This is a genomic window from Yoonia vestfoldensis SKA53, assembly GCF_000152785.1.
Lineage (GTDB): Bacteria > Pseudomonadota > Alphaproteobacteria > Rhodobacterales > Rhodobacteraceae > Yoonia > Yoonia vestfoldensis_A.
Genome location: NZ_CH672414.1, coordinates 1241564 through 1262933, shown reverse-complemented (window position 1 = coordinate 1262933; position 21370 = coordinate 1241564). Strand labels below are relative to the sequence as shown.

The window sequence follows — 21370 nt, the reverse complement described above, 5'->3', positions numbered from 1 at the left end:
CCAGCCGTATAGCCAGCCGAAACCTTAAAACCGGATGGAGAATCGGACATGACGCTACGCATGCGCCCCCGCAGGCTGGGCCTGGCCTGCCTTTTTACAACAACAGCGATCCTTGCCGCAGGCATGGCCAGCGCCCAACAGACGCAACTGGACAGCAGCACCTTTCTGGGGCGGCTGATCTTTGGCGCAGGCCAGCAAAAGGTGGCCATCGACACACCCCAGGCGGTCAGTGTGCTGGATCAGGATGATATCGACCGTGAACAGGCGGCGAACGTGGGTCAGATCCTGCGCAACGTGCCGGGCGTACAGACCGCTGGATCGGACCGGCCATTTGGGTTCGCGTTCAACATCCGCGGGATCGGGGCGACCGAACAATCCGCATCAGAAGCGCGGATCATCGTCAACGTCGATGGCGTGCCGAAATTCTATGAACAATATCGCATGGGGTCGTTCTTTTCGGACCCCGAACTTTACCGCCGGGTCGAGGTGTTGCGCGGGCCGGGGTCGGCCACGCTTTATGGCTCGGGTGCGATTGGCGGTGTGGTCAGTTTTGAAACCAAGGATGCAGGCGATTTCATTCCCGATGGCGGCACTGGCGCGCTGCGGCTGAAATACGGCTATGAGAGCAATGGCAACGGCCAGCTTGGCTCGGTGATCTATGCCGCGCGCCCCGCCGAAGGGGCAGAATTCCTTGCTGCGCTGGGCTATCGTCGGTCCGACGACTTTGAAACTGGTGCAGGTGCTGCGGTGACCGGCAGCGGGTTCGAGGCACCCTCTGCCCTGCTCAAAGGCACGTTCCAGATCAATGACACACAGACCCTGCGGCTGTCGGCGCAACGGTTTTCGTCGGACGCCGATAACACGACGCTGGCGCAAACCGGGGGCGGTGATGCGATCGCCAACGCCTTTGGGAATGTGGACCGGTCGGTCACGGATGACACGTTCAACGTCACATGGGACCATGCCGGTGGTGGCTGGTTCAATCCGCGCGTGCAATTGTCCTATTCCGACACGACGGTCGACCAATCCAATGCGCGCAGCACATCGGGTGCGGCGCAAGCCTGTCTGCCGACAGCGTCCAATGCCAACGTGTTCTGCGATGTGACCTATGCCTACAGCACAACGATGCTGAAGGCCGAAAACACCGCCGATTTCAGCGGCGCGGGCTGGAACCATTTCCTGACCTTCGGGGCGCAGACAACCTATCAGGACCGCGTGGCTGACAGCGCCGGTCCGCTTGGGTTCCACCCCGAAGGCAGCGACCGCAAGATCGGCCTGTATGCGCAATCCGAAGTCGTGATCGGCGACCGGCTGACGGTCATCCCCGGCGCGCGCATCGACTTTGCCGAACGTGAACCGGGGTCTGACGTGCCAAACGGCGCGACGGTCACCGATGAGGCCACCGCGCTGACGCTGGCGGCACTTTACGACGTCACCGATGATCTGTCGGTCTTTGGCTCGGTCGCGCGGACCGAACGGCTGCCGACATTGGACGAGCTTTATTCCACCTCGGGGACAAAGGCGGCAGCACTTGATCTGGACAAGGAAGAAGCCACCAATATCGAACTGGGGCTGACTTATAACCGTGATGGCCTGTTTGCGGCGGCTGACAATCTGCAACTGAAACTGACCGCGTTTCGCAACCGGATTGACGGCTATGTTACGGTGACACCCACCACCGATACGGTGTTTTTCCGCAATCTGGCGCGGGCCGATTTCGAGGGCGCCGAGATCGAGGGCGGCTATGAAGCCGAAAGCTGGTTCGCGCGGCTGGCCCTGTCCCGCGTGCGCGGCACCGACGGTAATTTCGGCTATACCTTGTCGACGACACCGGCAGATCAGGCGGCACTGACCTTGGGCGCGCGGTTGCCCGGCCGGGGGCTGGAATTCGGCTGGCGCGGTACTTTTGTCGATGACATCACGACATCGACCCGCAACGTGACCAGCGGCGTTGTCACCGACACTGCCTTTGACGGCTACACCACGCAGGATGTGTTTGTGACCTGGCGGCCCGAGAACGGCGCGCTGGACGGGTTCGATGTGCAGCTGGGGGTCGAAAACCTGTTCGACACGGACTACCGCAACAACCTGTCGCTGGACCAAGGCCGCGGGCGCAGCTTCAAGGTCAGCCTTGCGCGGACGCTGACATGGTAAGGACCAGTCTTTTTGCGCTTGTCGTCGCAGGGTCTGCGGCGGCACAGGATACCGGCGGGATCGCGGTGGATCTGAACCGGCTTGATCCTGCGGACAATGCCTGCCGGCTGACCTTTGTCGCGCAGAACGCGCTGGCCCCCTTGACCGCGCTGGCGCTGGAAACGGTGCTGTTCGATCAGGCGGGGCGGGTTGCCGCGCTGACCCTGTTCGATTTCGCAGACCTGCCGCAGGGGTCGCGCCGCGTGCGGCAATTCGATGTGGCGGGGGTTGCCTGCGCGGATGTCGCACAGGTGCTGATCAATGGTGTCGCTGCCTGCACAGGCGACAGCACCACCCCCGCGACCTGTGCGCAGGCGTTGCGCGTCACGGGGTCGGTTGACGATGTCGAGGTGCTGCAATGATCCATCTTTATCAGGCGCGCGATGCGCTGGCCGCCTTTATCGACCTTGGTGGCTGGGTTGTGGCGCTGATCATCGCGCTGTCGGTGCTGTCGGGGGCTGTGGTGCTGTGGAAACTGGCGCAGTTTTATACCGCAGGCGTCGGGCGGCATGCGCCCTTGCTGGCAGCCTTGGCGGCGTCCGATGCGGGCCAACAGGCCCGCGCGCTGGCCTTGGCCGAAGCCGCACCATCGCATCTGGCGCCGGTTCTGGCGCTGGCCTTGCAGGCGCGCGACGCGCGTGACCGGCTTTATACCTTGGCCGAGGCGCGGCTGGCGCGGCTCGAGGCCGGGTTTCGCCTGCTTGATGGTGTGGCGCAGACCGCGCCGCTGTTGGGGCTGTTTGGTACCGTGCTGGGCATGATCGCGGCGTTTCGCGCGATGCAGGATGCAGGGCAAAGCGTGGATCCATCCGTGCTGGCGGGGGGGATCTGGGTGGCCTTGATGACCACCGCGGCGGGTCTGGCCGTGGCGATGCCGCTAAGCGCGATCCTGTCGTGGCTTGAAGGCCGGATGGCGCATGAACGGCGCATGGCCGAGGCGTTGATCGAAGGCGCGCTGCGCCCCGGTCTGGCCCATGGCTAGACCCGCGCTGCGCAAACGGCGGCTGTCGCTGACATCGCTGATCGATGTGATCTTTCTGCTGTTGTTGTTTTTCATGCTGTCATCGACCTTTACCCGTTTCGGGGATCTGCCGTTCATCGCGGCCACCGGCGGGGCGACGCAGGCTGGCACGCCGCCCGCCTTTTTGCGCATCAGTGCCGATGCGATCACGCTGAACGTGGCCGAGGTAAGCTTGGCCACTTTGCCGGATGCGATTGCCGCGCTGGATGGCGCGCTGGTGCTGGTCGCCCCGTCCGAGGCGGTGACAGCGCAACGGCTGGTCGATGTGCTGGTCGCCGCCCAAACCGTGCCGGGCATTCGCCTGCGCCTGATCGGGGGGTGACCGGATGCGCCTTGCCCCATCTCCGCGCGCCAAGCCCGAACCCACGATTACGCTGATCAACGTGGTTTTTCTGATGCTGGTGTTTTTCCTGATCGCGGGGCAGGTGGCCCAGCCGCTTGACCGCGATGTGCAGCTGGTCGATGCCGATAGCATGGCGGCACGGGTGCCTGACGATGCGCTGGTGATGCGCGCGGATGGCACGCTGATCTGGCACGGTCTGGCAACAACACTAACCGATTTCGTCGCGGCCCAACCGGATCAAACGGGGGCCTTACGCATCCTGCCGGACCGTTATCTGCCTGCGCGCGACCTGATCGCCGTTGCCGCCGCCCTGCGCGCGCAAACCGGTCAGGATGTGCGGCTGGTCACCCGACAGGGGCTTGCGCCATGACCCGCCTGCGGGCCTGTGGCGGCGCGATTGCGGCGCTGGCGCTGTCGGGGGCCTTGCATGCGGCGGGCCTGCTGATTGTCGCAGCGCCGCCGCAGCGCATCGAGGTCGCAGGCGGCGGCACGCCCGATATCGCCGCGATTGGCGCCGCCTTCGCGGATTTCGTCGCAGGCGCGTCACCTGTCAGTCCCGCCGCACAGCCCGCCGTCGCACCCGCGCCCGCACAGCGCAGCCTTGCGCTGCCCGCATCTGCGGTGGCCGATCTGGCGGTGCCGGTGACGCCGGACCCATCCGCCAGCGCCCCTGTCGCCACAGGCGCGACCCCGGTGACTGCGCGGGAAACCACGCCGCAGCCCGCCCCCGACACAACCAGCGCCTTGCCTGACACCGCGCCCGCGACATCGCTGCGCCCCATAGCAAGACCCGCGTCCCAAACTGCGCAACCCGCAGCCCCGCCGCGCCCCGCAGGCAATGCCGACACGGACGCCGCGCGCGGCAGCACGCAGGCGCAGGCGCAGGGGCAGGCCGCGGCGGCGGGGGCGGCAGCGGCCCCCGACAGCACGGGCGGGCAGGCGGCGGCAGCGGCCTATCCCGGTCAGGTACTGCGCCAGATCACGCGGCTGCGCGCGCAACGCGCACCGGCGCGGGGCTCTGTGCTTGTGCGCTTTGCGATTGCCGCATCGGGCGCGCTGGCCGATCTGAGCGTGGCGCAATCCTCCGGCTCAGCGGCGCTGGACCGGCTGGCGCTGGACCATATCCGCCGCGCCGCCCCCTTTCCCGCCCCGCCCGCAGGGGCGCAGATGGCATTCAGCTTTGAATTCTTGGGGCGTCCCTGACACGGCGGATCAGGCAAGATCATCCACACAGCGCACAGGTTTTGTGCAATAGCGCCGCTCCTTCAAAGGCACGGCCCCGGATCGCCCCGATGTCGGGCGGTCCACGTCTTGGCCATTGCAAAAGGCGGATGAATCATTTCTTTTACGCTGCAGGACGCCATGCACCAAAGATGCATGCCCGGAAAACAAGTAATGGAGTTCCCCAAATGACCCGACAAATTCTTAGTCTTTCTGCGATGCTGCTGTCTTCGACATTGATCGTGTCGCAGGCATCGGCAGAAACGATCCGCTGGGCGCGTGCGTCCGATGCGCTGACGCTGGACCCGCATTCGCAAAACCAGGGCGTGACCCACAACTTTGCCCATCATGTCTATGAAACGCTGATGGATCGCGACGCTGAAGGCACGTTGACGCCACGTCTGGCGACATCATGGGCGATCAAGGACGGTGCGCCGGACACTTGGGTATTCACCCTGCGCGAAGGTGTGACCTTCCATGATGGTGCGGCCTTTACCGCCGAAGACGTTGTATTCTCGCTCGACCGTGCGCGGTCGGAAAAATCCAACATGCGTCAGTTGCATGTCGATGTGGCCGAAGTCACAGCCGTGGATGATTACACCGTCGAAGTCCGCATGACCGGCCCGTCGCCGCTTTATCCCAACAACCTGACCAACACCTTCATGATGGACAAGGATTGGTCCGAGGCGAACAACGTCGTCGAAGTGCAGGATTACGCCGCAGGTGAAGACAATTTCGCCGTGCGCAACACCAACGGCACCGGCCCGTATATCCTGCAATCGCGTGAAGTCGATGTGCGCTCTGTGCTGACGGTGAACGACAACCATTGGGCCGAAACAAAGCCTGAAGTGACCGAGATCATCTATCTGCCGATTTCCGATGCCGCGACCCGCGTTGCAGCCCTGCTGTCGGGTGAAGTGGACGTCGTGCAGGACGTGCCGGTGCAGGATATCGAACGCCTGAGCGGAACCGACGGGATCAAGGTCGAAACGGGTGCAGAAAACCGTGTGATCTATTTCGGCTACAAGTTCGGCGATGCACCTTTGGCCTCGTCCAACATCACGGATAGCAACCCGTTCAACCACCCCGCTGTGCGTGAAGCAATGGAATTGGCCATCGACCGTGATGCGATCAAGGCGGTCGTGATGCGCGGCCAGTCGTTCCCGACCGGCATTCCCAACCCGCCTTTCGTCGCAGGCTGGACCCCAGAGCTGGATGCCTATCCTGCCGTCGATCTGGACCGTGCAAAGGCGCTCTTGGCCGAGGCAGGTTACCCCGACGGGTTCAGCGTCACGCTGGACACACCCAACAACCGCTATGTCAACGACGAGGCGATCAGCCAGGCCGTTGTCGGGATGCTGGGCCGGATCGGGATCAACGTGACCCTGGCGTCGCGCCCTGTCGCACAGCATTCGCCATTGGTGACCGCCAACGAAACCGATTTCTACATGCTGGGCTGGGGTGTGCCTACTTTTGATTCTGCCTATGTTTTCAATGACTTGGTGCATTCGAAAGAAGGCAGCTATGGTGCCTATAACGGCGGGCTTTATTCCAACCCCGCACTTGACGCGATGATCAAATCGCTGGGCACCGAGACCGACCTTGAGGCCCGCGCTGCGACGGTTGCGGAAATCTGGGAGGTGGTCAAGGCGGACCGCGTGCTGCTGCCAATCCACAATCAGGTTTTGGCATATGCGATGAACGACCGTATCACCCTGCCGGTTCACCCTGAGAACCAGCCGCTGATGACCAGCGTCACTTTCGCAGACTGATCCGTTACGTTACCATGAACCGCCTTGTCTCGGGTTACCGACGCAAGGCGGTTCTTTTATTCACGAAAGGGTCGCCTGATGCTGGCCTTCATCATCCGACGGCTTGCGCAATCTGTTGTCGTCATGCTGTTTGTGGCGCTGATCGCGTTTGTCGTATTCCGCTATGTGGGTGATCCGATCGCCAGCATGGTCGGTGTCGACACGCGGCTGGAAGATCAGGAAATCATGCGCGAAAGGCTTGGGCTGAACGACAGCGTGATCGTGCAGTTCCTGCGCTTTATCGGCAATGCGATGCAGGGCGAATTCGGCATTTCCTACCGTCTGCAACAACCTGTGACCGAATTGATCCTCAGCCGTCTGCCCGCGACCATCGAACTGGCGCTGGTGTCGGCCACGATCGCGCTGGTCTTTGGCGTGATCTTTGGCGTCTATACCGCGCTGCGGCCCAAGGCATGGTCTTCGGCGGGGATCATGGCGCTGTCGCTGGTGGGTGTCAGCCTGCCGACATTCCTGATCGGGATCGGGCTGATCTATATTTTCGCGGTCGAATTGGGCTGGCTGCCGTCCTTCGGGCGGGGTGATGTCGTCGATCTGGGTTGGTGGCGCACGGGGTTTCTGACCGAAAGCGGGCTGAAATCGCTGATCCTGCCCGCGATCACGCTGTCGCTGTTCCAGTTGACGCTGATCATGCGGCTGGTGCGCGCGGAAATGCTCGAAGTGTTGCGCACCGAATATATCCGTTTCGCCAAGGCCCGCGGGCTAAGCCAGCGTGCGATCAATTTCGGCCATGCGCTGAAAAACACCATGGTGCCGGTGATCACGATCACGGGCTTGCAACTCGGCTCGGTCATCGCCTTTGCCATCGTGACGGAAACCGTGTTCCAATGGCCGGGTGTCGGCTCGCTTTTCATCGTGTCGGTGCAGGTCGTGGATGTGCCTGTGATGGCCGCGTATCTGATGTTCATCGCGCTGGTGTTCGTGCTGATCAATCTTGTCGTCGATATTCTGTATTACGTCGTCGATCCGCGCCTGCGCGTTGATGGCGGGGCAGGGAAGTAAACCATGGAAAACCGCAAACTCGTCAAAGACATCCCCGCCGAGGATCTGATCGTGCCGGTCCGCGCCCAAGGGCGGCTGGCCCGCGCGCTGGATAGCGATATTTTCTATTCCTGGCGCACATCGCCGGTGACGGTTGTGGCGACTTTTGTTGCCCTGTCGCTGATCCTGTTGGCGGTCTTTGCGCCGCTGATCGCGCCCTATAACCCGTTCAACCCTGCCAGTTTGAACCTGATGGACGGGTTCACGCCGCCCGCCAGCACAGGGGCATTCACCGACAATTATTTCCTGATGGGCGCCGATAATCAGGGCCGCGATGTGCTTTCCACGATCATGTACGGCAGCCGCGTGTCGCTGTTCGTGGGTATCCTTGCCACGCTGTTCGCGATGACGCTGGGTGTGTCGCTGGGGCTGATCGCGGGCTATAATGGTGGCACGATTGATGCTGTCATCATGCGCGTCACCGATATCCAGCTGTCGTTTCCCGCGATCCTGATCGCGCTGCTGATCTTCGGGATTGCGCGGGGCCTGATCCCTGCCAACCAGCAGGAAAGCATGGCGGTCTGGGTGTTGATTCTGGCCATCGGCCTGTCGAATTGGGCGCAGTTTGCGCGCACAGTGCGGGGGGCCACGATGGTCGAACGGCAGAAAGATTACGTTTCCGCCGCGCGCATCATGGGCGTGCATCCGATCCTGATCCTTTTGCGCCATGTGCTGCCCAATGTGCTGGGTCCGGTGCTTGTGATCGGGACGATTTCGCTGGCTTTGGCCATTATCGAAGAGGCGACCTTGTCATTTCTTGGCGTGGGTGTGCCGCCGACGCAGCCAAGCCTGGGCACGCTGATCCGGATCGGGCAGCAATTCCTGTTTTCCGGCGAATGGTGGATCTTGTTCTTTCCCGCCGTCACGCTGATCGCGCTGGCGCTGTCGGTCAACCTGTTGGGTGACTGGCTGCGCGATGCGCTGAACCCCAAATTGCGATAGGACGTTTTATGACCGAACCGCTTTTGTCCGTCCGCAACCTGACGGTAGAATTCCCCACGCGCCGCGGCGTCCTGACCGCCGTGCAGGATATCTCATTCGACATCATGCCCGGCGAAGTGCTGGGCGTTGTGGGAGAATCCGGCGCTGGCAAGTCGATGACCGGGTCTGCCATCATGGGGCTGATCGACCGCCCCGGCCGGATCGCGCAGGGCGAGGTGATCTTGCAAGGCCGCCGCATCGACAATTTGCCCGATGCCGAGATGCGCAAGATCCGGGGCCGCAAGATCGGGATGATCTTTCAGGACCCGCTGACATCGCTGAACCCGCTGTACCGGATTTCCGAACAGCTGATCGAGACGATCCGCACCCATCTGCCGCTGTCCGAAGCACAGGCTCGCAAAAAGGCCATTGGCCTGCTCGATGACGTGGGCATCCCCGATGCCAGCCGCCGGATCGACGATTATCCGCACCAGTTTTCGGGCGGGATGCGCCAGCGCGTGGTGATCGCGCTGGCACTTTGCGCGGGGCCTGATCTGGTGATCGCGGATGAACCGACGACCGCGCTTGATGTCTCGGTGCAGGCGCAGATCATTGATGTCATGAAACGGCTTTGCGCGGAAAATGGCGCCTCGATCATGCTGGTCACGCATGACATGGGCGTGATCGCTGAAACCGCCGACCGTGTAGCCGTGATGTATGCGGGCCGTATCGCGGAAATCGGCCCCGTGCGCGATGTGATCAAGGATGCGCAACATCCCTATTCATCGGGGCTGATGGGCGCGATCCCGCGTCTGGGTGCGAACCTTGACCGTCTGACCCAGATCCCCGGATCAATGCCGCGCCTGTCGGCCATTCCGCGCGGTTGCGCCTTTAACCCGCGTTGCCCGCATGTGATGGACAAATGCCACATCGACCAGCCGCAGGCCGTACAAACCGCCCCTGGCCGCCGTGTGGCCTGCTGGCTTTATCCGCCGCAGGATGGCACCGGCGCAAATACAGAAAGGCAGAGCGCGCAATGACCAAGGTTCTTCTTGATGTCCGCGGCCTGTCGCGCCGCTTTGACGTGTCGCAGCCCTGGCTGAACCGCAAGATCGAAGGCACCGGCAAGCTTTATGTCAATGCCGTCGATGACGTCAGCTTTACCGTCAAACAGGGCGAAACCTTTGCCCTTGTCGGCGAAAGCGGGTCGGGCAAATCCACCATCGCGCGGCTGATTGTGGGCCTGCTCAAACCCAGCGGCGGCGATATCGTGTTTGACGGCACCTCTCTTAAGGATGGGTTGAACGGGGCCAAGGCGCGGGCCTTGCGCCGCCGGTTCCAGATGATCTTTCAAGACCCTCTGGCCAGCCTGAACCCGCGCTGGCGGGTGGTTGATATCGTGGCCGAACCGCTGCGCGTGTTCGAACGCGCGATGAGCAACCGTGACCAGCGGTTGCGCGTGGGCGAGTTGCTGACGCTTGTGGGCCTTGCCCCCGAAGACGGCGTGAAATTCCCGCATCAGTTTTCGGGTGGCCAGCGCCAGCGGATCGCCATCGCGCGCGCGCTGGCTGCCAACCCTGATTTCATCGTCTGTGACGAACCGACTTCGGCGCTGGATGTGTCGGTGCAGGCGCAGATCCTGAACCTGATGAAGGATTTGCAAAAAGATTTTGGCCTGACCTATGTGTTCATCTCGCATAACCTGCAGGTCGTGCGGCACATGGCCAATGATATCGGCGTGCTCTACTTGGGCCGTCTGGCCGAAGTGGCCGAGGCGGGCGCGCTGTTCGATGCGCCCAAACACCCCTATACCCGCATGTTGCTGGATGCGGTGCCCGATATCGAAATGACGGGCCGGCGGCGCAAACAGGTCGAAGGCGAGATTCCATCGCCCATTGATCCGCCGTCTGGCTGTGCGTTCCATCCGCGCTGTCCTTTTGCCAATGACCGCTGCAAGCGTGACGTGCCGCAGGTTCTGGGCGGTGTTGCCTGTCATGCCGTGCAAGAAGGGCGGATCAGCTAGCGTCACGCCTTTGGCGTGCGCTTTGGATACAGCTTGCGGATCACCGGCGGGATCGCCGCGACCAGCGCCAGCGCACCAAAGGCGATGGTCAGTTCGGGCGTGACCAGATCACCGATCTGCACGCTTTGGCCCGCGGCCTCGGCGCTGGCCAGCACGCTGTCGATGCCCGACCCCAGATAGGCAAAGGCAAAGGTGCCGGGTGCGATGCCGATCAGCGTCGCAGGCACATAGGTCGATAGCGGTACACGAAACAGCGCAGGCGCGATATTCATCGCAAAGAACGGAAAGACCGGCGCAAGCCGCAGCACGATCAGCGTGGAAAAGGCGTTGTTCTCGAACGCCTCTGCCAGACGGTTCACCCGTGGCCCCGCGATCGCGCGCAGGCCCGCCCCAAAGGAAGTGCGCGCCGCCAGAAACAACAGCGACGCACCACAGGTCGCGCTGATAACCACAACGCTGCCGCCCACCAGCCAGCCAAACAAAAACCCGCCGCTGATCGTCAACATGGATGCCGCCGGAAACGCCGTGGCCACCGCCAGCACATAGATCAGCGCGAAACTGATCAGGCTGAGCGCATAATGATCTGCGATCAGCGCGCGCAGGGTGTCGCGCTGGGCAGCCAGCCAGTCAAGGTTGAAGATATCCTGCAAGCCTGCCGCATACATCGCGCCAAGGGCTGCAAGGATCGCCGCAACGGGCGCAAAGCGCAGCAACCGGTTTTTGCGGGGCGGGGCGGGGTCTGGGGTGGTCATGGGCTGTCCTTTTCCACAATGTCGCGGTAGCGCGCCAGATAGCTGCGGTCGTTGATATCCTTGATCCGCCAGACCCAGCGCCCTTGCAGCGCGATCCCGTTGCGCGTGGCGATGGCATGTTTGGGGCCGGTGCCGATCAGGCTCAGCCAGTCGGTCTGCGGGCGATGCGCCAGCAAGGGTTCCCCCGCCAGCGCGCGTTGCAGGTTCGCAAACAGCACCGGTCCCTGCCGGACGGCGAAAACACCGGCCTTGGCGCGCGGATGATCGGCCATGCTGGCCACATCGCCGCTGGCAAAGATGCGATCCTGCCCCGTGACCTGCAAGCTCGGGCCGATCGCCAGATAGCCAAGCGCATTGCGCGCAAGGCCGGTCTGCGCCAACCAGCCCGGCGGTGCCGCACCCGCCGCATTGATCGCCAGCGCCAGATCGGGTGCCGTGTCGGGGGTATGCACGGCAATGCCCGCGCGCGCCAGATGGCGGCGCAACGGCCTGCGCGCGGCGGCTGCAATCCGGTCAAGCCGCAGGCCCGAGCGTTCGATCAGGATCGGGGCAGGGCGGCTGTCACGCCAGCGATGCGCCAGCGCCAGCACCAGTTCGGCACCCGCAGCCCCGCCGCCGATCACACCAACCCGCGCTGCGGGGGCGGCCTGTCTTTCCCAAGCCTGCAAAGCATCGAAAAAGGCGGGGGCAGGCTTGATCGAAAGGCTCTGCACCGCGCTGGCCTGCCCGATGTCGCGCGGCCATGCCCCGACATTCAGGCTCAGATGGGTGAAATCCAGTGCTGCGCCATCAGCCAGAATGACCTTGGACGCGGCCAGATCAAGGCCGCTGATCGCGCCTTGCCGGAAACCGACCTGTGCGGCAGCGGCAAGGCGGGCGGCATCGACGGTCATCTGTTCGGGCGCATAATGGCCCGCCACGACACCGGGCAACATGCCTGCATAGACGGCTTGGCTGTCCTTGCTGATCAGGGTGATTTCGGTGTCGGGGAATTGTGTTTTTGTCAGGCGGCGCAGCACCTCCAGATGCACAAGGCCCGCGCCGATCAGGATCAGCCGGTTCATGGCAAACGCTCGTACAATGTTTTGCGCATCGCCTGTGTGGCCTGAACGGGGAACAGACGCCCGAAAAGCGCCATCATCCGTGCCGCCACCCCCGGCACGATCACCGCGCGCCGTTTGCTGCGCAGGATCGCGCGGGCGATACGGTCAGGGCAGGCCCGCCCACGGCCGGTGCTGCCGGGTGGCGCATAGCGCGCGGCATGGGCGGTGCGCATCGGGCCGGGGGTGGCCACTTGCACCGTGATCCGCTGATCGGCCCAGAGCGGGCGGCGCAATGAACGGGCGAAAGCGACCAGCGCATCCTTGCCCCCGGCATAGACGCTGGCCCCCGGATAGCCGGTGAAATGCGACACCGAGGCGATAAAGATCAGCCGCCCGCCCGCTGCGATCATATCCTGCGCCAACAGGTGTTGCGCCAGCAGGATCGGCGCTGCGCAATTGATGGCATGCAGGTTGCGGATCGTGGTCAGCGGCATGGCCTCGAACGGGCCGACCGCGTTGATCCCTGCGGACATCACGACCAGATCGAACGGGCCCGCCTGCTGCACTTTGGCGGGCAGACTGGCGATATCATCCGGTTGCGCCAGATCGCAGGGCAGAAATCGCAGGGACGGGTTGGTCTGCGGCGCGGATTTATCAATGATCCAGATCTGCGCGCCAGCTTGGGTCAATTGCCGCACGACAGCGGCCCCCAGCCCGTCGCTGCCGCCGGTGATCAGCGCCCTCATGCCGCGCGGCCCGTGATCTTGTGCCGGAGGAGCGCGCCAAACGAGATACGCTGCCGCATCCGGCCTTGCCCCTGCATCGCGGCGATCACCCCTGCTGCAACCGCATCGACCGGCAGCATCATCCGCTGCGCCAGCGGCGATGTCAGCCCTGCGCGCATGGCCATGCCGGTTGCGGTGGGGCCGGGGTGAATGACGCGCACATCGACGCGGCCTTGCCATTCGCTGCGCAGCGACCGGCCAAACCCGTCCAGCCCCGCCTTGCTGGCGGCATAGACCGGCATGCCCGCCGCCCCGCGATAGGCGACAGATCCAACCAGCCCCAGCACGCCCTGACCCGCCTGAAGCGCGCCAAACAGCCCATGCGCCGCCATTATCGGTGCGAGCAGGTTCACCGCCAGCACATCGTTGATCGCTTGGGGTGTTTCGCGGCAGAGCGGGCGGTAATGGCCCAGCCCCGCATTCAACAGCGCCCGGTCCAGCCTGCGCGGCGCGCGCTCTGCCAGCAGGTCGCAGCCTTGCGATGTGGCCAGATCGGCTGTGTGATAGGCGATATCGGGGAAACCGGCGGGCAGGTCCTGCGCCTGCCTGCGGCCAAAGCCTGTCACATCATGCCCCGCCGCATGCAGGATCTGGCACACCGCAAGCCCGATGCCCGCGCTGGCACCTGTCACCAGCCATGTCTGCCTGCCCTGTGGCGGCAGCTGCAAGGGCTGGTCGTTATCCTGGATCGGGTGGGTGTCGAACATGGGTCTGGGTGGCCTTTGTGCTGCCCTGTCATTGGGTCACCGCTTGCATACCGACCCTGCCATGCAAAGCAATACCACCAAAAGCCTTCGGGAAATCACCAAGTTGTGTCTGGCTGGCACAGTTCTGTCATGCCGCTGCCCTATCTGTTAGACACCTCAGTGTCATTCCCGCGAAAGGATTGTGCCATGTCCGCAGTGTTCACCCGGCGTCAGGCGCTCGTCAGCGGCCTTGGTCTGGCGGCCAGCGGCGTGCTGTTGGCACCAGGTCGCGCGGTGGCCAATACCGTGGCTTTTGACGCGGCATGGGATCATCTGACCTTTCGTCGCCTGACGCCGAACCGGTTTACCCTGCACGGCACGGCGGTTGATGTGGTGGCGGATTCGTCCTCCTCGATCCTGTACCGCGTGCTGCCAGAGGCGTTGCGCGGCGCGACCCGCGCCACATGGGTCTGGGAGGTGGAAAATTCCGTTCCGCCATCCGACCTGTCGCAGATCGGCAATGACGACCGCAATCTGGGCATGTTCTTTGTCAGTATGCCAGCGCAGGCCGCCGCAAGGGTGGGGCCGAACACCAGCATCCGGCGGATGATGCTGAACAGCGCAGCGCAGGTGCTGATGTATACGTGGGGCGGTGGCCAGCCTGCGGGCGCTGTGGTGCCCAGCCCGCATGCCCCCGACCGTTTGCGCAATCTGATCACGCGGCCTGCACAGGCGGGGCGGTTTTCGGAAGATGTCGATCTGACGCGGGATTTTCCGCGCGTGTTCGGCCAAGACCTGCAACAGCTGGTCGCAGTGGCGATTTCATCGAACAGCGAAAACAGCGGCACCCGCGTTGTGGCACGCGTATCGGATTTGCAGGTGTTTTGATCCGCCGCCCAGAGGAATGGCGCAACGGTCAGCGGGGGTAGATCACCGCCGCATCCTGACTTGTGCGCGGCGCAGATATGGACGTGGCACCGTTGCATGATATGTGTCGCATCGAAAACATGTGGTGCAGTGACCTGCCGGAGGCGGCGGGCGGCACCGCGCTGTGTATTGTGTTTCCGGGTGATGTGGTTGCTTCATTTCTTCATGTGCCGTGATGGCCGCGCAGGCAACACGACACGAACGCAAGGATGCCCGACATTCACCGTCTTCGTCATATGCATCGCTGGTTTGGGCGGGTCGGTCTGGCCATCGGCAGCACGTTTCAGGCACAGGCGGCGGGCGCGCAGGATGTCTGGAGCCAGACCTCTGTGCTCGACGTCCGCACAGGCTCGGTCCGGTCGGGTATTGCACTGGATCTGTCGGCAGGGCGGTATGCGCTCGAAGACGGGACAATGGTTGAACTGTCCGATTGGTACCGGCCGCGGTTTTTGGATCTCAACATCCTGTTCCTGACCGAGATCCAGCCCTCTTTTGGCGCGATCTGGGGGTTCAGCACCGGCGAGACCGGCCAGAAGTACACCATTGATCCCGGCCTATGGGTCGGGTTCGTGTACCGGGCGGATTTGGACGATAATCAAGCTTTGACAGTCTCGGCCACAACCTTGTTGGGCGGGGCTTTGCAGGAACAATCCTGCGTTGCCTTTTACACCATTCTGAATGATTTCGCGCAGGTGAATTGCCGTCTTGCGGCGTCACCATTGCCCCCCGAAGAAACACTGCCGTTTCTGGTCAGCGAACGGGGGGCGATCGAAACGACATTTTCCTTGCGCTACGAGATCCGCTTTTAGCGGCCCGCGACCGCCCCTATGCCGCTAATTGATTGATGCAGGCGCAAGAGCGCGGGCAATGCTGGCCTCGCCCCGCCCGTGCATGGCGGTGGAATAATTCAGGATCGTGTCGGTGCGCGCGGTGTTGAGCAGCTGATTGGTGATCTGGGTCGGCGTTGCCGTCGTGAATTTACTGCCAAGCACAGCGGCATAGCCGCTGACGATGGGGGCGGCAAAGGATGTGCCGTTCAGGCTGGTCAGGTCATCGCGCACGCCGACGGCGATGAATTGGTTTTGCACAGTCAGGTTGGTGCCGGCATAGTTGGAAAACGTGGTCAGGCTTGTGGGGTTGGCGACGGTGCCGTTGCCATTCAACGCGCCTACGAAAATCGCAGCATCAGCCCCGATCAGGGCGCGGTCAAGGTAATCAACCTCGCCGCTGGAATTGACAGAGCCTATTGCGACAGCATGATTGCCCGCGGCCTTGACCACGACAGCTGCCCCGTTCTGCGCATAAGTGATGACAGAGCTTTCGCGCGCGGTCCAGTCGATCTGGGAATCGGCTAAGCCATTGGCTGCGAACATCCCAAAGCTCAGGTTGACGATATTCAGTGCGCCCGCGTCCAGCTGCACGGATGCGGTGGCGGTGAAATCTTGCTGCACACGTGTGGCATCCGGGGCCATCAGCCCGACTTGCATATCAATCCACTCACCGTGCCGCATATCGGCGCTGACATCGGTCAACCGGCCAACCGAGGTCACATCAGTGATAAAATCGTCAATGGTGATAACATGGGTGCCTTGTCCAACATAGCCCTGATCCCAGGCCGTTTGAATATCCGGATGCATCCAGCTGTAATAGACGCCCGATGACACCAGATTGGTGTTGGCAGACACATTATCGGTCGGCTGCACCGTGTTTCCGCCTGCACCACCGCCAAGGCAGGCCGACAGCAAGCCAAGGCTGCTGATCGCACCAATCACGCGCCCGGTGGCTGAAAAGAGGGATGTTGCAGTCATTGTCACGATCTCGTTGCGCCGCGCGGTTGGCAAGGTAAAACCGCTCCATACCCCTAGCAGAACGTCATCGTGTTTTGAAGCACACGACCCCGTGTTCTCTTAAGATATCGCAGCGGGGATCGATGTCCTGCCGCGGTCGTGAGCGCAATTGGCGATTGCGCGTTGTGGGCCACCGATGCACCCCTCCACCTCTGGGCGACAGCGATACGGGTCATCACTGCCATGCGCGCAGATGCCGGCTGAATGACCGAGGATGCTTGCAATTGCGGGCAACTGGCGGATATCTCGTCCAATGTCCGAACGCCCCGATCCCGATACAGGTCTGCGCCATAAGCTTTTCGGGGCCGTGCTGCGGATTTGCGTGACCTTCGCCATTCTTGGGCTGTTGTGGCATCTGACCGACGGGCCGCAGGTGCTGGCGCTCGTGGTACAAACCGAATGGCCGTGGTTGCTGGCCGCTTTGGTCAGCGCGCATGGGCAGGTGCTGTTGTCGGCGCTGCGCTGGCGGTTGACGGCCGCGCAGCTGGACCAATCCTTGCGCAAGCGTGACGCGATCGGCGAATATTACCTGTCGCAATTCGTCAATCTGGCGGTGCCGGGGGGCGTGCTGGGTGATGCGGGCCGTGCGCTGCGCCAGCGCCATCAGGCAGGGATGCTGCGTGCGGCACAGGCCGTGGTGCTGGAACGGCTGGTCGGGCAGGTGGCGCTGTTTGTGGTGCTGTTTTGCGGGTTCATCGCGGCGATTGCCGTGCCTGGTGGCCTGGTGTTGCCCGGTTGGGTCAGCGATATCGTCGGCTGGTTGGCGCTGGGGTTGGCGGGGGTGGTTGTGCTGGGCGCGGTGCTGGCGCGCGTGCCCGGCCCGGTGGCGCATGCGACGGCAGGGTTTGGGGCTGCGCTGCGGCTGGGGCTGCTGGCGCGCGGGGTCTGGCCGCGTCAGGTCGGGCTGAGTATCGCGATTGTTGCCTGCAATTTGTCTAGCTTTGCCTTTTGCGCCATCGCCACCGGCACCGATCTGCCATTGGTCGCGGTGGTGACGGTCCTGCCCTTGATCCTGACCGTGATGATGATCCCGTTGTCGGTAGGCGGCTGGGGGCTGCGCGAAGGGGCTGCTGCCGCGATCTGGCCTGTCGTGGGCGCAGCGCCCGAGGCGGGGATCGCTGCCAGCATCGCCTTTGGCCTTGTCATTCTTGTGGCCAGCCTGCCCGGTGTCTGGTTCCTGCTGTCGCAGCGGCGGCATCCTGCGGCGGCGAACCGCTCCTGAGGCAAGATGCCTGTGGAACCTTTGCGCTGGCAGACCGCTATGGTAGCGTGACGGGCTGCCCTGCGCAGACAACCGCAAGTGTATAATATTCCGAGGGAAGATGGGTCATGGCCGCGTTCAGGGCAATCTGGCAGACAGGCAGCGCCGTGCTGCACACGGCCAGCGAAAAGCATCTGGGGCTGATCGCGGCGGGTGTTGCGTTTTTCGGGATGTTCGGAATTTTCCCCGGGCTGGCCGCGATCATCGCGATTTTCGGGCTGATGGCGGACCCTGTCGTCATCGCGGATCAACTGACGCTGATGGCTGACATCATCCCCGCAGATGCCTACCGGCTGTTGCAGACGCAGGTGAACGGGTTGGTCAATGCGCCGTCGCAGACGCTTGGCTGGGCCAGCGTGGTGTCGATCCTTGTGGCGCTGTGGTCCTGCCGGGCAGCTGTCGGGGCGTTGATCAGCGGGCTGAATGCCATCGCCGGACAACAGCAGCGCAGCGGGCTGCGGCAGGTGATCGTGGCGCTGCTTTTGACCTTTGCGCTGGAGCGTGGCGCTGGGCGTATTGCTGGCGGCGCTGGGGTTGCTTTACCGCTTTGGTCCGGTGCGGATCGAAAGCCGCGGGCGCTGGGTGACGCTGGGCGCGCTGGTGGTGATCGTGCTGTGGATCGCGGCCTCGGCGGGGCTGTCGTTCTATTTGACGAATTTCGCCAGCTACAACGAGGTCTACGGCTCGATCGGGGCGGTGATCGGCATGATGCTGTGGCTATATGTCAGCGCCTATCTGATCCTGCTGGGGGCGGCGTTGAACATGCATGTGCATGGCAAGCAGGCCCAAGCGCAAGAAGCGGCCTAGTTTTCCGCGCCCCTTTGGGGCACGGAGCCTCCGGCGGGGATCACGTCAAATCGCGCTTTGCACGAATTGACGCACTCGGAAGATGATGTTTAGGTCACAGCCGCCTTTTGCCGGAATTCCGCCCTGTCCCAGAGCTTGTCGGTCATCACCTTGGCGATGATCTCGACCGCGCGTGCCACGTCGCCTGCGTCGATGAAAAGCGGCGTGAAGCCAAAGCGCATGATGTCGGGCGCGCGGAAATCGCCGACCACCCCATGCGCGATACAGGCCTGCATCGCGGCATAGCCGTCGGCGAAACGGAACGACACCTGCGATCCGCGCTGGGCGGGGTCGCGCGGGCTGGCCAGCGTCAGCATGGGGCAGGCGGCCTCGATCCCGGCGATGAACTGGTCTGTCAGCGCGATGGAGGCTTTGCGGATGTCGTGCAGATCGACGCGGTCCCAGATGTCGAGCGATGCATCGAGTGCCGCGAGTTGCAGCACCGGCGGCGTGCCGACGCGCATCCGTTCGATCCCGGTGCCGGGCCGGTAGCCCGCCTCGAACGCGAAAGGTGCGGCATGGCCAAGCCAGCCGGAAAGCGCAGGTTCGCAGCGGTCGATATGACGGGGGGCGACATAGATGAAGGCGGGCGCACCCGGCCCACCGTTGAGGTATTTATAGGTGCAACCCACCGCGAAATCCGCGCCGCAGCCCGCCACATCGACGGGCAGCGCGCCTGCGGAATGCGCCAGATCCCAGATCGTGATGGCACCGGCATCATGCGCCTTTTGCGTGAGCGCGGCCATGTCATGCATCCGCCCGGTGCGGTAATCGACCTGCGTCAGCATCAGCACGGCAAGATCGCTGTCGATATGGTCCGCGACATCCTGTGGGGCGACCACGCGCAATTCATAGCCGCGGTCCAGCGATTTGATCAGCCCTTCGGCCATATAGATATCGGAGGGGAAATTGCCGCTGTCGGTCAGGATCACCCGCCGGTCAGGGACCAGATCAAGGGCGGCGGCCAGCGCCTGATAGACCTTGACCGACAGCGTATCACCCAGCACGCAATGCCCCGTTTCCGCCCCGATCAACCGTCCGATCCGGTCGGCATAGGTGGTGGGTTGCGCCATCCAGCCTGCGCGGTTCCAGCCGGTGATCACCATCTCGCCCCATTCGCGGGTCACGCAATCATTGATCCGTGCGGCGGCCGCGCGCGGCAATGGCCCCAACGAATTGCCATCCAGATAAATCATATCGGCAGGCATCTGGAACAGCGCCTTGGTCTGGGAAAAATCCCGAATGAAACTGGTGATCATACTTGTCCCCCTGAAATCTGGATCGTCTGCCCGTTCACGCTGCGCGCGCCGTCCGAACACAGCCACATGGCGGCGGCGGTGGTTTCATCGACTTCCAGCAGGCGGCGATGCCGGTTGCCCTTGGCAATCAGATCCACGGCACCGGCCTCATCAAGATCAAAGCGTTTCATCAGGCCGGGCAATTGGTTGCGCACGATGGCCGTGTCCACATAGCCGGGGCAGAGCGCGTTAAAGGTCACGGGGCTGCGCATATATTCTTCGGACAAGCCGCGGATCAGGCCGATCACGCCGTGTTTGGTGACGGTATAGGGGACCGCGTTTTTCAAACCCCGCACCCCCGCGATAGAGCTGACGACGATCATACGCGCCGCCATATCGGGCGGCAGGCTGGCCAGCGCGGCCTGAAAGGTCAGAAACACGCCGTCAAGGTTTGTCGTCATCGTCTTGCGCCATGCCGCCAGCGAGGTTTGCGCAAAAGGCCCACCTTCGGCGATCCCCGCATTGGCCACGCAGATCTGCACCGGGCCGCGGGCGGTGGCGGCACCGGCGATGCCATCACGGACGGAAGATTCGTTATCCACATCCATGACCAAGACATGCAGGCGCGGATGGCTGGCCGCGAGCTGCGACAGCCGGTCGGCATTGCGCCCTGTGATCGTCACCTCTGCGCCAGCCTCGGCCAGGGCCAGCGCGATGCCTTTGCCGATACCTGTCCCGCCGCCGGTCACCAGCGCGTGTTTGCCTGCGTGTTCCATCATGGCCCCCTATGATTTGCGCCCATGCTACCTGCGCGGCGGGCATGGACAAGCGCAAAGCGGCGGGTCACAAGATCAGGTATGAAATGGATCGACATTCCCCCTGTCTGGTTGCTGCTGGCTGTGGCCACCACATGGCAGATCAGTGTGCTGCAACCGCAGGTGCTGGCCATCGGGCATCCGATGCTGGATTTGCTGGGCGGTTTGTTGGTGGGCGCGGGGCTGGTGCTGATGCTGCTGGCCGTGGCCGAGATGCGCCGGCGCAAGACCACTGTCATCCCGCATAAAGAGGCCGATGCGCTGGTGACCACAGGTGTCTTTGCGCGCAGCCGCAACCCGATCTATCTGGGTGATGCATTGGTCCTTGCGGGGCTGGCCCTGCGCTGGGATGCGCCTGTCGCGCTGATGCTGGTGCCTTTGTTCATGGCAACCCTGATCCAGCGGTTCATCCTCCCCGAGGAAAACCGCCTGCGTCGCAAGTTTCACGCTGATTTTGCGCGCTATTGTGAAAAGACCCGCCGCTGGCTGTGACTGTTAGCGCACGACAGGAATAGACTTTGCAGCCGTTCCCTTGTGAAACAATCTTTCGCGCGCTAAGTCCGTTTTGACTGCTGACA

General features: G+C 63.2%; 23 protein-coding genes and 1 pseudogene. 16 read left to right on the top strand and 8 right to left on the bottom strand.

Annotated features, from left to right (window positions below; genetic code table 11):
* The first annotated feature begins 48 nt into the window (after positions 1–48).
* The 11 genes from SKA53_RS06205 (at position 49) to SKA53_RS06155 (ending at position 10592) form a co-directional block, all read left to right on the top strand.
* Positions 49–2154: a TonB-dependent receptor domain-containing protein gene (locus SKA53_RS06205; protein ID WP_007205236.1), complete on the top strand. Its 2106-nt coding sequence runs from the start codon at positions 49–51 to the stop codon at positions 2152–2154.
* On the top strand, positions 2148–2555 hold the full coding sequence (locus SKA53_RS06200) for a hypothetical protein (RefSeq protein ID WP_007205235.1): 408 nt from the start codon (positions 2148–2150) through the stop codon (positions 2553–2555). Before SKA53_RS06205 ends, SKA53_RS06200 begins: the two co-directional genes overlap by 7 nt.
* Positions 2552–3175 (top strand): MotA/TolQ/ExbB proton channel family protein, encoded by a 624-nt coding sequence (locus SKA53_RS06195; protein ID WP_007205234.1) that lies wholly within the window; start codon positions 2552–2554, stop codon positions 3173–3175. Before SKA53_RS06200 ends, SKA53_RS06195 begins: the two co-directional genes overlap by 4 nt.
* The gene (locus SKA53_RS06190; protein WP_007205233.1) at positions 3168–3536 is read left to right on the top strand and encodes an ExbD/TolR family protein; all 369 of its coding nucleotides are present in this window, start codon (positions 3168–3170) and stop codon (positions 3534–3536) included. Before SKA53_RS06195 ends, SKA53_RS06190 begins: the two co-directional genes overlap by 8 nt.
* Before the next feature lie 4 nt (positions 3537–3540).
* Positions 3541–3927: an ExbD/TolR family protein gene (locus SKA53_RS06185; RefSeq protein WP_007205232.1), complete on the top strand. Its 387-nt coding sequence runs from the start codon at positions 3541–3543 to the stop codon at positions 3925–3927.
* Complete coding sequence (locus tag SKA53_RS06180; protein WP_007205231.1) at positions 3924–4760, top strand: energy transducer TonB family protein; 837 nt, start codon at positions 3924–3926, stop codon at positions 4758–4760. Before SKA53_RS06185 ends, SKA53_RS06180 begins: the two co-directional genes overlap by 4 nt.
* Positions 4761–4966: 206 nt before the next feature.
* Positions 4967–6550, top strand: coding sequence for an ABC transporter substrate-binding protein (locus SKA53_RS06175; protein ID WP_110549011.1), 1584 nt, complete (start codon positions 4967–4969; stop codon positions 6548–6550).
* Between the two features lie 78 nt (positions 6551–6628).
* Positions 6629–7609, top strand: coding sequence for an ABC transporter permease (locus SKA53_RS06170; protein ID WP_007205229.1), 981 nt, complete (start codon positions 6629–6631; stop codon positions 7607–7609).
* A 3-nt stretch (positions 7610–7612) separates the two neighbouring features.
* Positions 7613–8590, top strand: coding sequence for an ABC transporter permease (locus SKA53_RS06165; protein WP_007205228.1), 978 nt, complete (start codon positions 7613–7615; stop codon positions 8588–8590).
* Between the two features lie 8 nt (positions 8591–8598).
* Positions 8599–9609, top strand: coding sequence for an ABC transporter ATP-binding protein (locus SKA53_RS06160; RefSeq protein ID WP_007205227.1), 1011 nt, complete (start codon positions 8599–8601; stop codon positions 9607–9609).
* Complete coding sequence (locus tag SKA53_RS06155) at positions 9606–10592, top strand: ABC transporter ATP-binding protein (protein WP_007205226.1); 987 nt, start codon at positions 9606–9608, stop codon at positions 10590–10592. The genes SKA53_RS06160 and SKA53_RS06155 overlap by 4 nt, the downstream gene beginning before the upstream one ends.
* 2 nt (positions 10593–10594) lie before the next feature.
* Here the strand turns inward: SKA53_RS06155 and SKA53_RS06150 are convergent, their stop codons facing one another.
* Genes SKA53_RS06150 through SKA53_RS06135 form a run of 4 tightly spaced genes read right to left on the bottom strand, consistent with a single transcriptional unit; the run spans position 10595 to position 13879 of the window.
* Positions 10595–11344 carry a TVP38/TMEM64 family protein gene (locus SKA53_RS06150; RefSeq protein ID WP_007205225.1) on the bottom strand — a complete coding sequence of 250 codons (750 nt, stop codon included), beginning with the start codon at positions 11342–11344 and terminating at the stop codon, positions 10595–10597.
* Positions 11341–12408, bottom strand: coding sequence for an FAD-dependent oxidoreductase (locus tag SKA53_RS06145; protein ID WP_007205224.1), 1068 nt, complete (start codon positions 12406–12408; stop codon positions 11341–11343). The genes SKA53_RS06150 and SKA53_RS06145 overlap by 4 nt, the downstream gene beginning before the upstream one ends.
* Positions 12405–13133: an SDR family NAD(P)-dependent oxidoreductase gene (locus SKA53_RS06140; RefSeq protein WP_007205223.1), complete on the bottom strand. Its 729-nt coding sequence runs from the start codon at positions 13131–13133 to the stop codon at positions 12405–12407. Before SKA53_RS06140 ends, SKA53_RS06145 begins: the two co-directional genes overlap by 4 nt.
* Complete coding sequence (locus SKA53_RS06135) at positions 13130–13879, bottom strand: SDR family NAD(P)-dependent oxidoreductase (RefSeq protein ID WP_007205222.1); 750 nt, start codon at positions 13877–13879, stop codon at positions 13130–13132. Before SKA53_RS06135 ends, SKA53_RS06140 begins: the two co-directional genes overlap by 4 nt.
* 186 nt (positions 13880–14065) lie before the next feature.
* Here SKA53_RS06135 and SKA53_RS06130 point away from each other — a divergent pair, with 186 nt between their 5' ends.
* Both SKA53_RS06130 and SKA53_RS06125 read left to right on the top strand, forming a co-directional pair.
* On the top strand, positions 14066–14746 hold the full coding sequence (locus tag SKA53_RS06130; RefSeq protein WP_110549010.1) for a DUF3047 domain-containing protein: 681 nt from the start codon (positions 14066–14068) through the stop codon (positions 14744–14746).
* Between the two features lie 275 nt (positions 14747–15021).
* A complete protein-coding gene (locus tag SKA53_RS06125; protein WP_050752674.1) occupies positions 15022–15594 on the top strand; it encodes a hypothetical protein in 573 nt (190 codons plus the stop codon).
* A 24-nt stretch (positions 15595–15618) separates the two neighbouring features.
* Here the strand turns inward: SKA53_RS06125 and SKA53_RS15325 are convergent, their stop codons facing one another.
* Entirely contained in the window at positions 15619–16593 is a 975-nt protein-coding gene (locus tag SKA53_RS15325) for a S8/S53 family peptidase (protein ID WP_207327925.1), read from the bottom strand.
* 292 nt (positions 16594–16885) lie between these two features.
* Here SKA53_RS15325 and SKA53_RS06115 point away from each other — a divergent pair, with 292 nt between their 5' ends.
* Positions 16886–17854, top strand: a complete 969-nt coding sequence (locus SKA53_RS06115; protein WP_007205217.1) for a lysylphosphatidylglycerol synthase transmembrane domain-containing protein — start codon at positions 16886–16888, stop codon at positions 17852–17854.
* 37 nt (positions 17855–17891) lie between these two features.
* On the opposite strand, the gene SKA53_RS15695 is transcribed toward SKA53_RS06115, so the two are convergent.
* Positions 17892–18134, bottom strand: a complete 243-nt coding sequence (locus tag SKA53_RS15695; protein WP_007205216.1) for a hypothetical protein — start codon at positions 18132–18134, stop codon at positions 17892–17894.
* Here SKA53_RS15695 and SKA53_RS15180 point away from each other — a divergent pair.
* A pseudogene (locus SKA53_RS15180) lies at positions 18064–18700 on the top strand (YihY/virulence factor BrkB family protein). The gene SKA53_RS15695 and the pseudogene SKA53_RS15180 sit on opposite strands and share 71 nt — an antisense overlap.
* A gap of 89 nt (positions 18701–18789) precedes the next feature.
* Here SKA53_RS15180 and kynU read toward each other — a convergent pair.
* Both kynU and SKA53_RS06100 read right to left on the bottom strand, forming a co-directional pair.
* Positions 18790–19998 carry a kynureninase gene (gene kynU, locus SKA53_RS06105; protein WP_007205213.1) on the bottom strand — a complete coding sequence of 403 codons (1209 nt, stop codon included), beginning with the start codon at positions 19996–19998 and terminating at the stop codon, positions 18790–18792.
* On the bottom strand, positions 19995–20753 hold the full coding sequence (locus tag SKA53_RS06100; RefSeq protein WP_040483163.1) for an SDR family NAD(P)-dependent oxidoreductase: 759 nt from the start codon (positions 20751–20753) through the stop codon (positions 19995–19997). The genes kynU and SKA53_RS06100 overlap by 4 nt, the downstream gene beginning before the upstream one ends.
* An 81-nt stretch (positions 20754–20834) precedes the next feature.
* Between SKA53_RS06100 and SKA53_RS06095 the strand changes: the two genes are divergently transcribed.
* Positions 20835–21284, top strand: coding sequence for a methyltransferase family protein (locus SKA53_RS06095; RefSeq protein WP_007205211.1), 450 nt, complete (start codon positions 20835–20837; stop codon positions 21282–21284).
* Positions 21285–21370 lie beyond the last annotated feature (86 nt).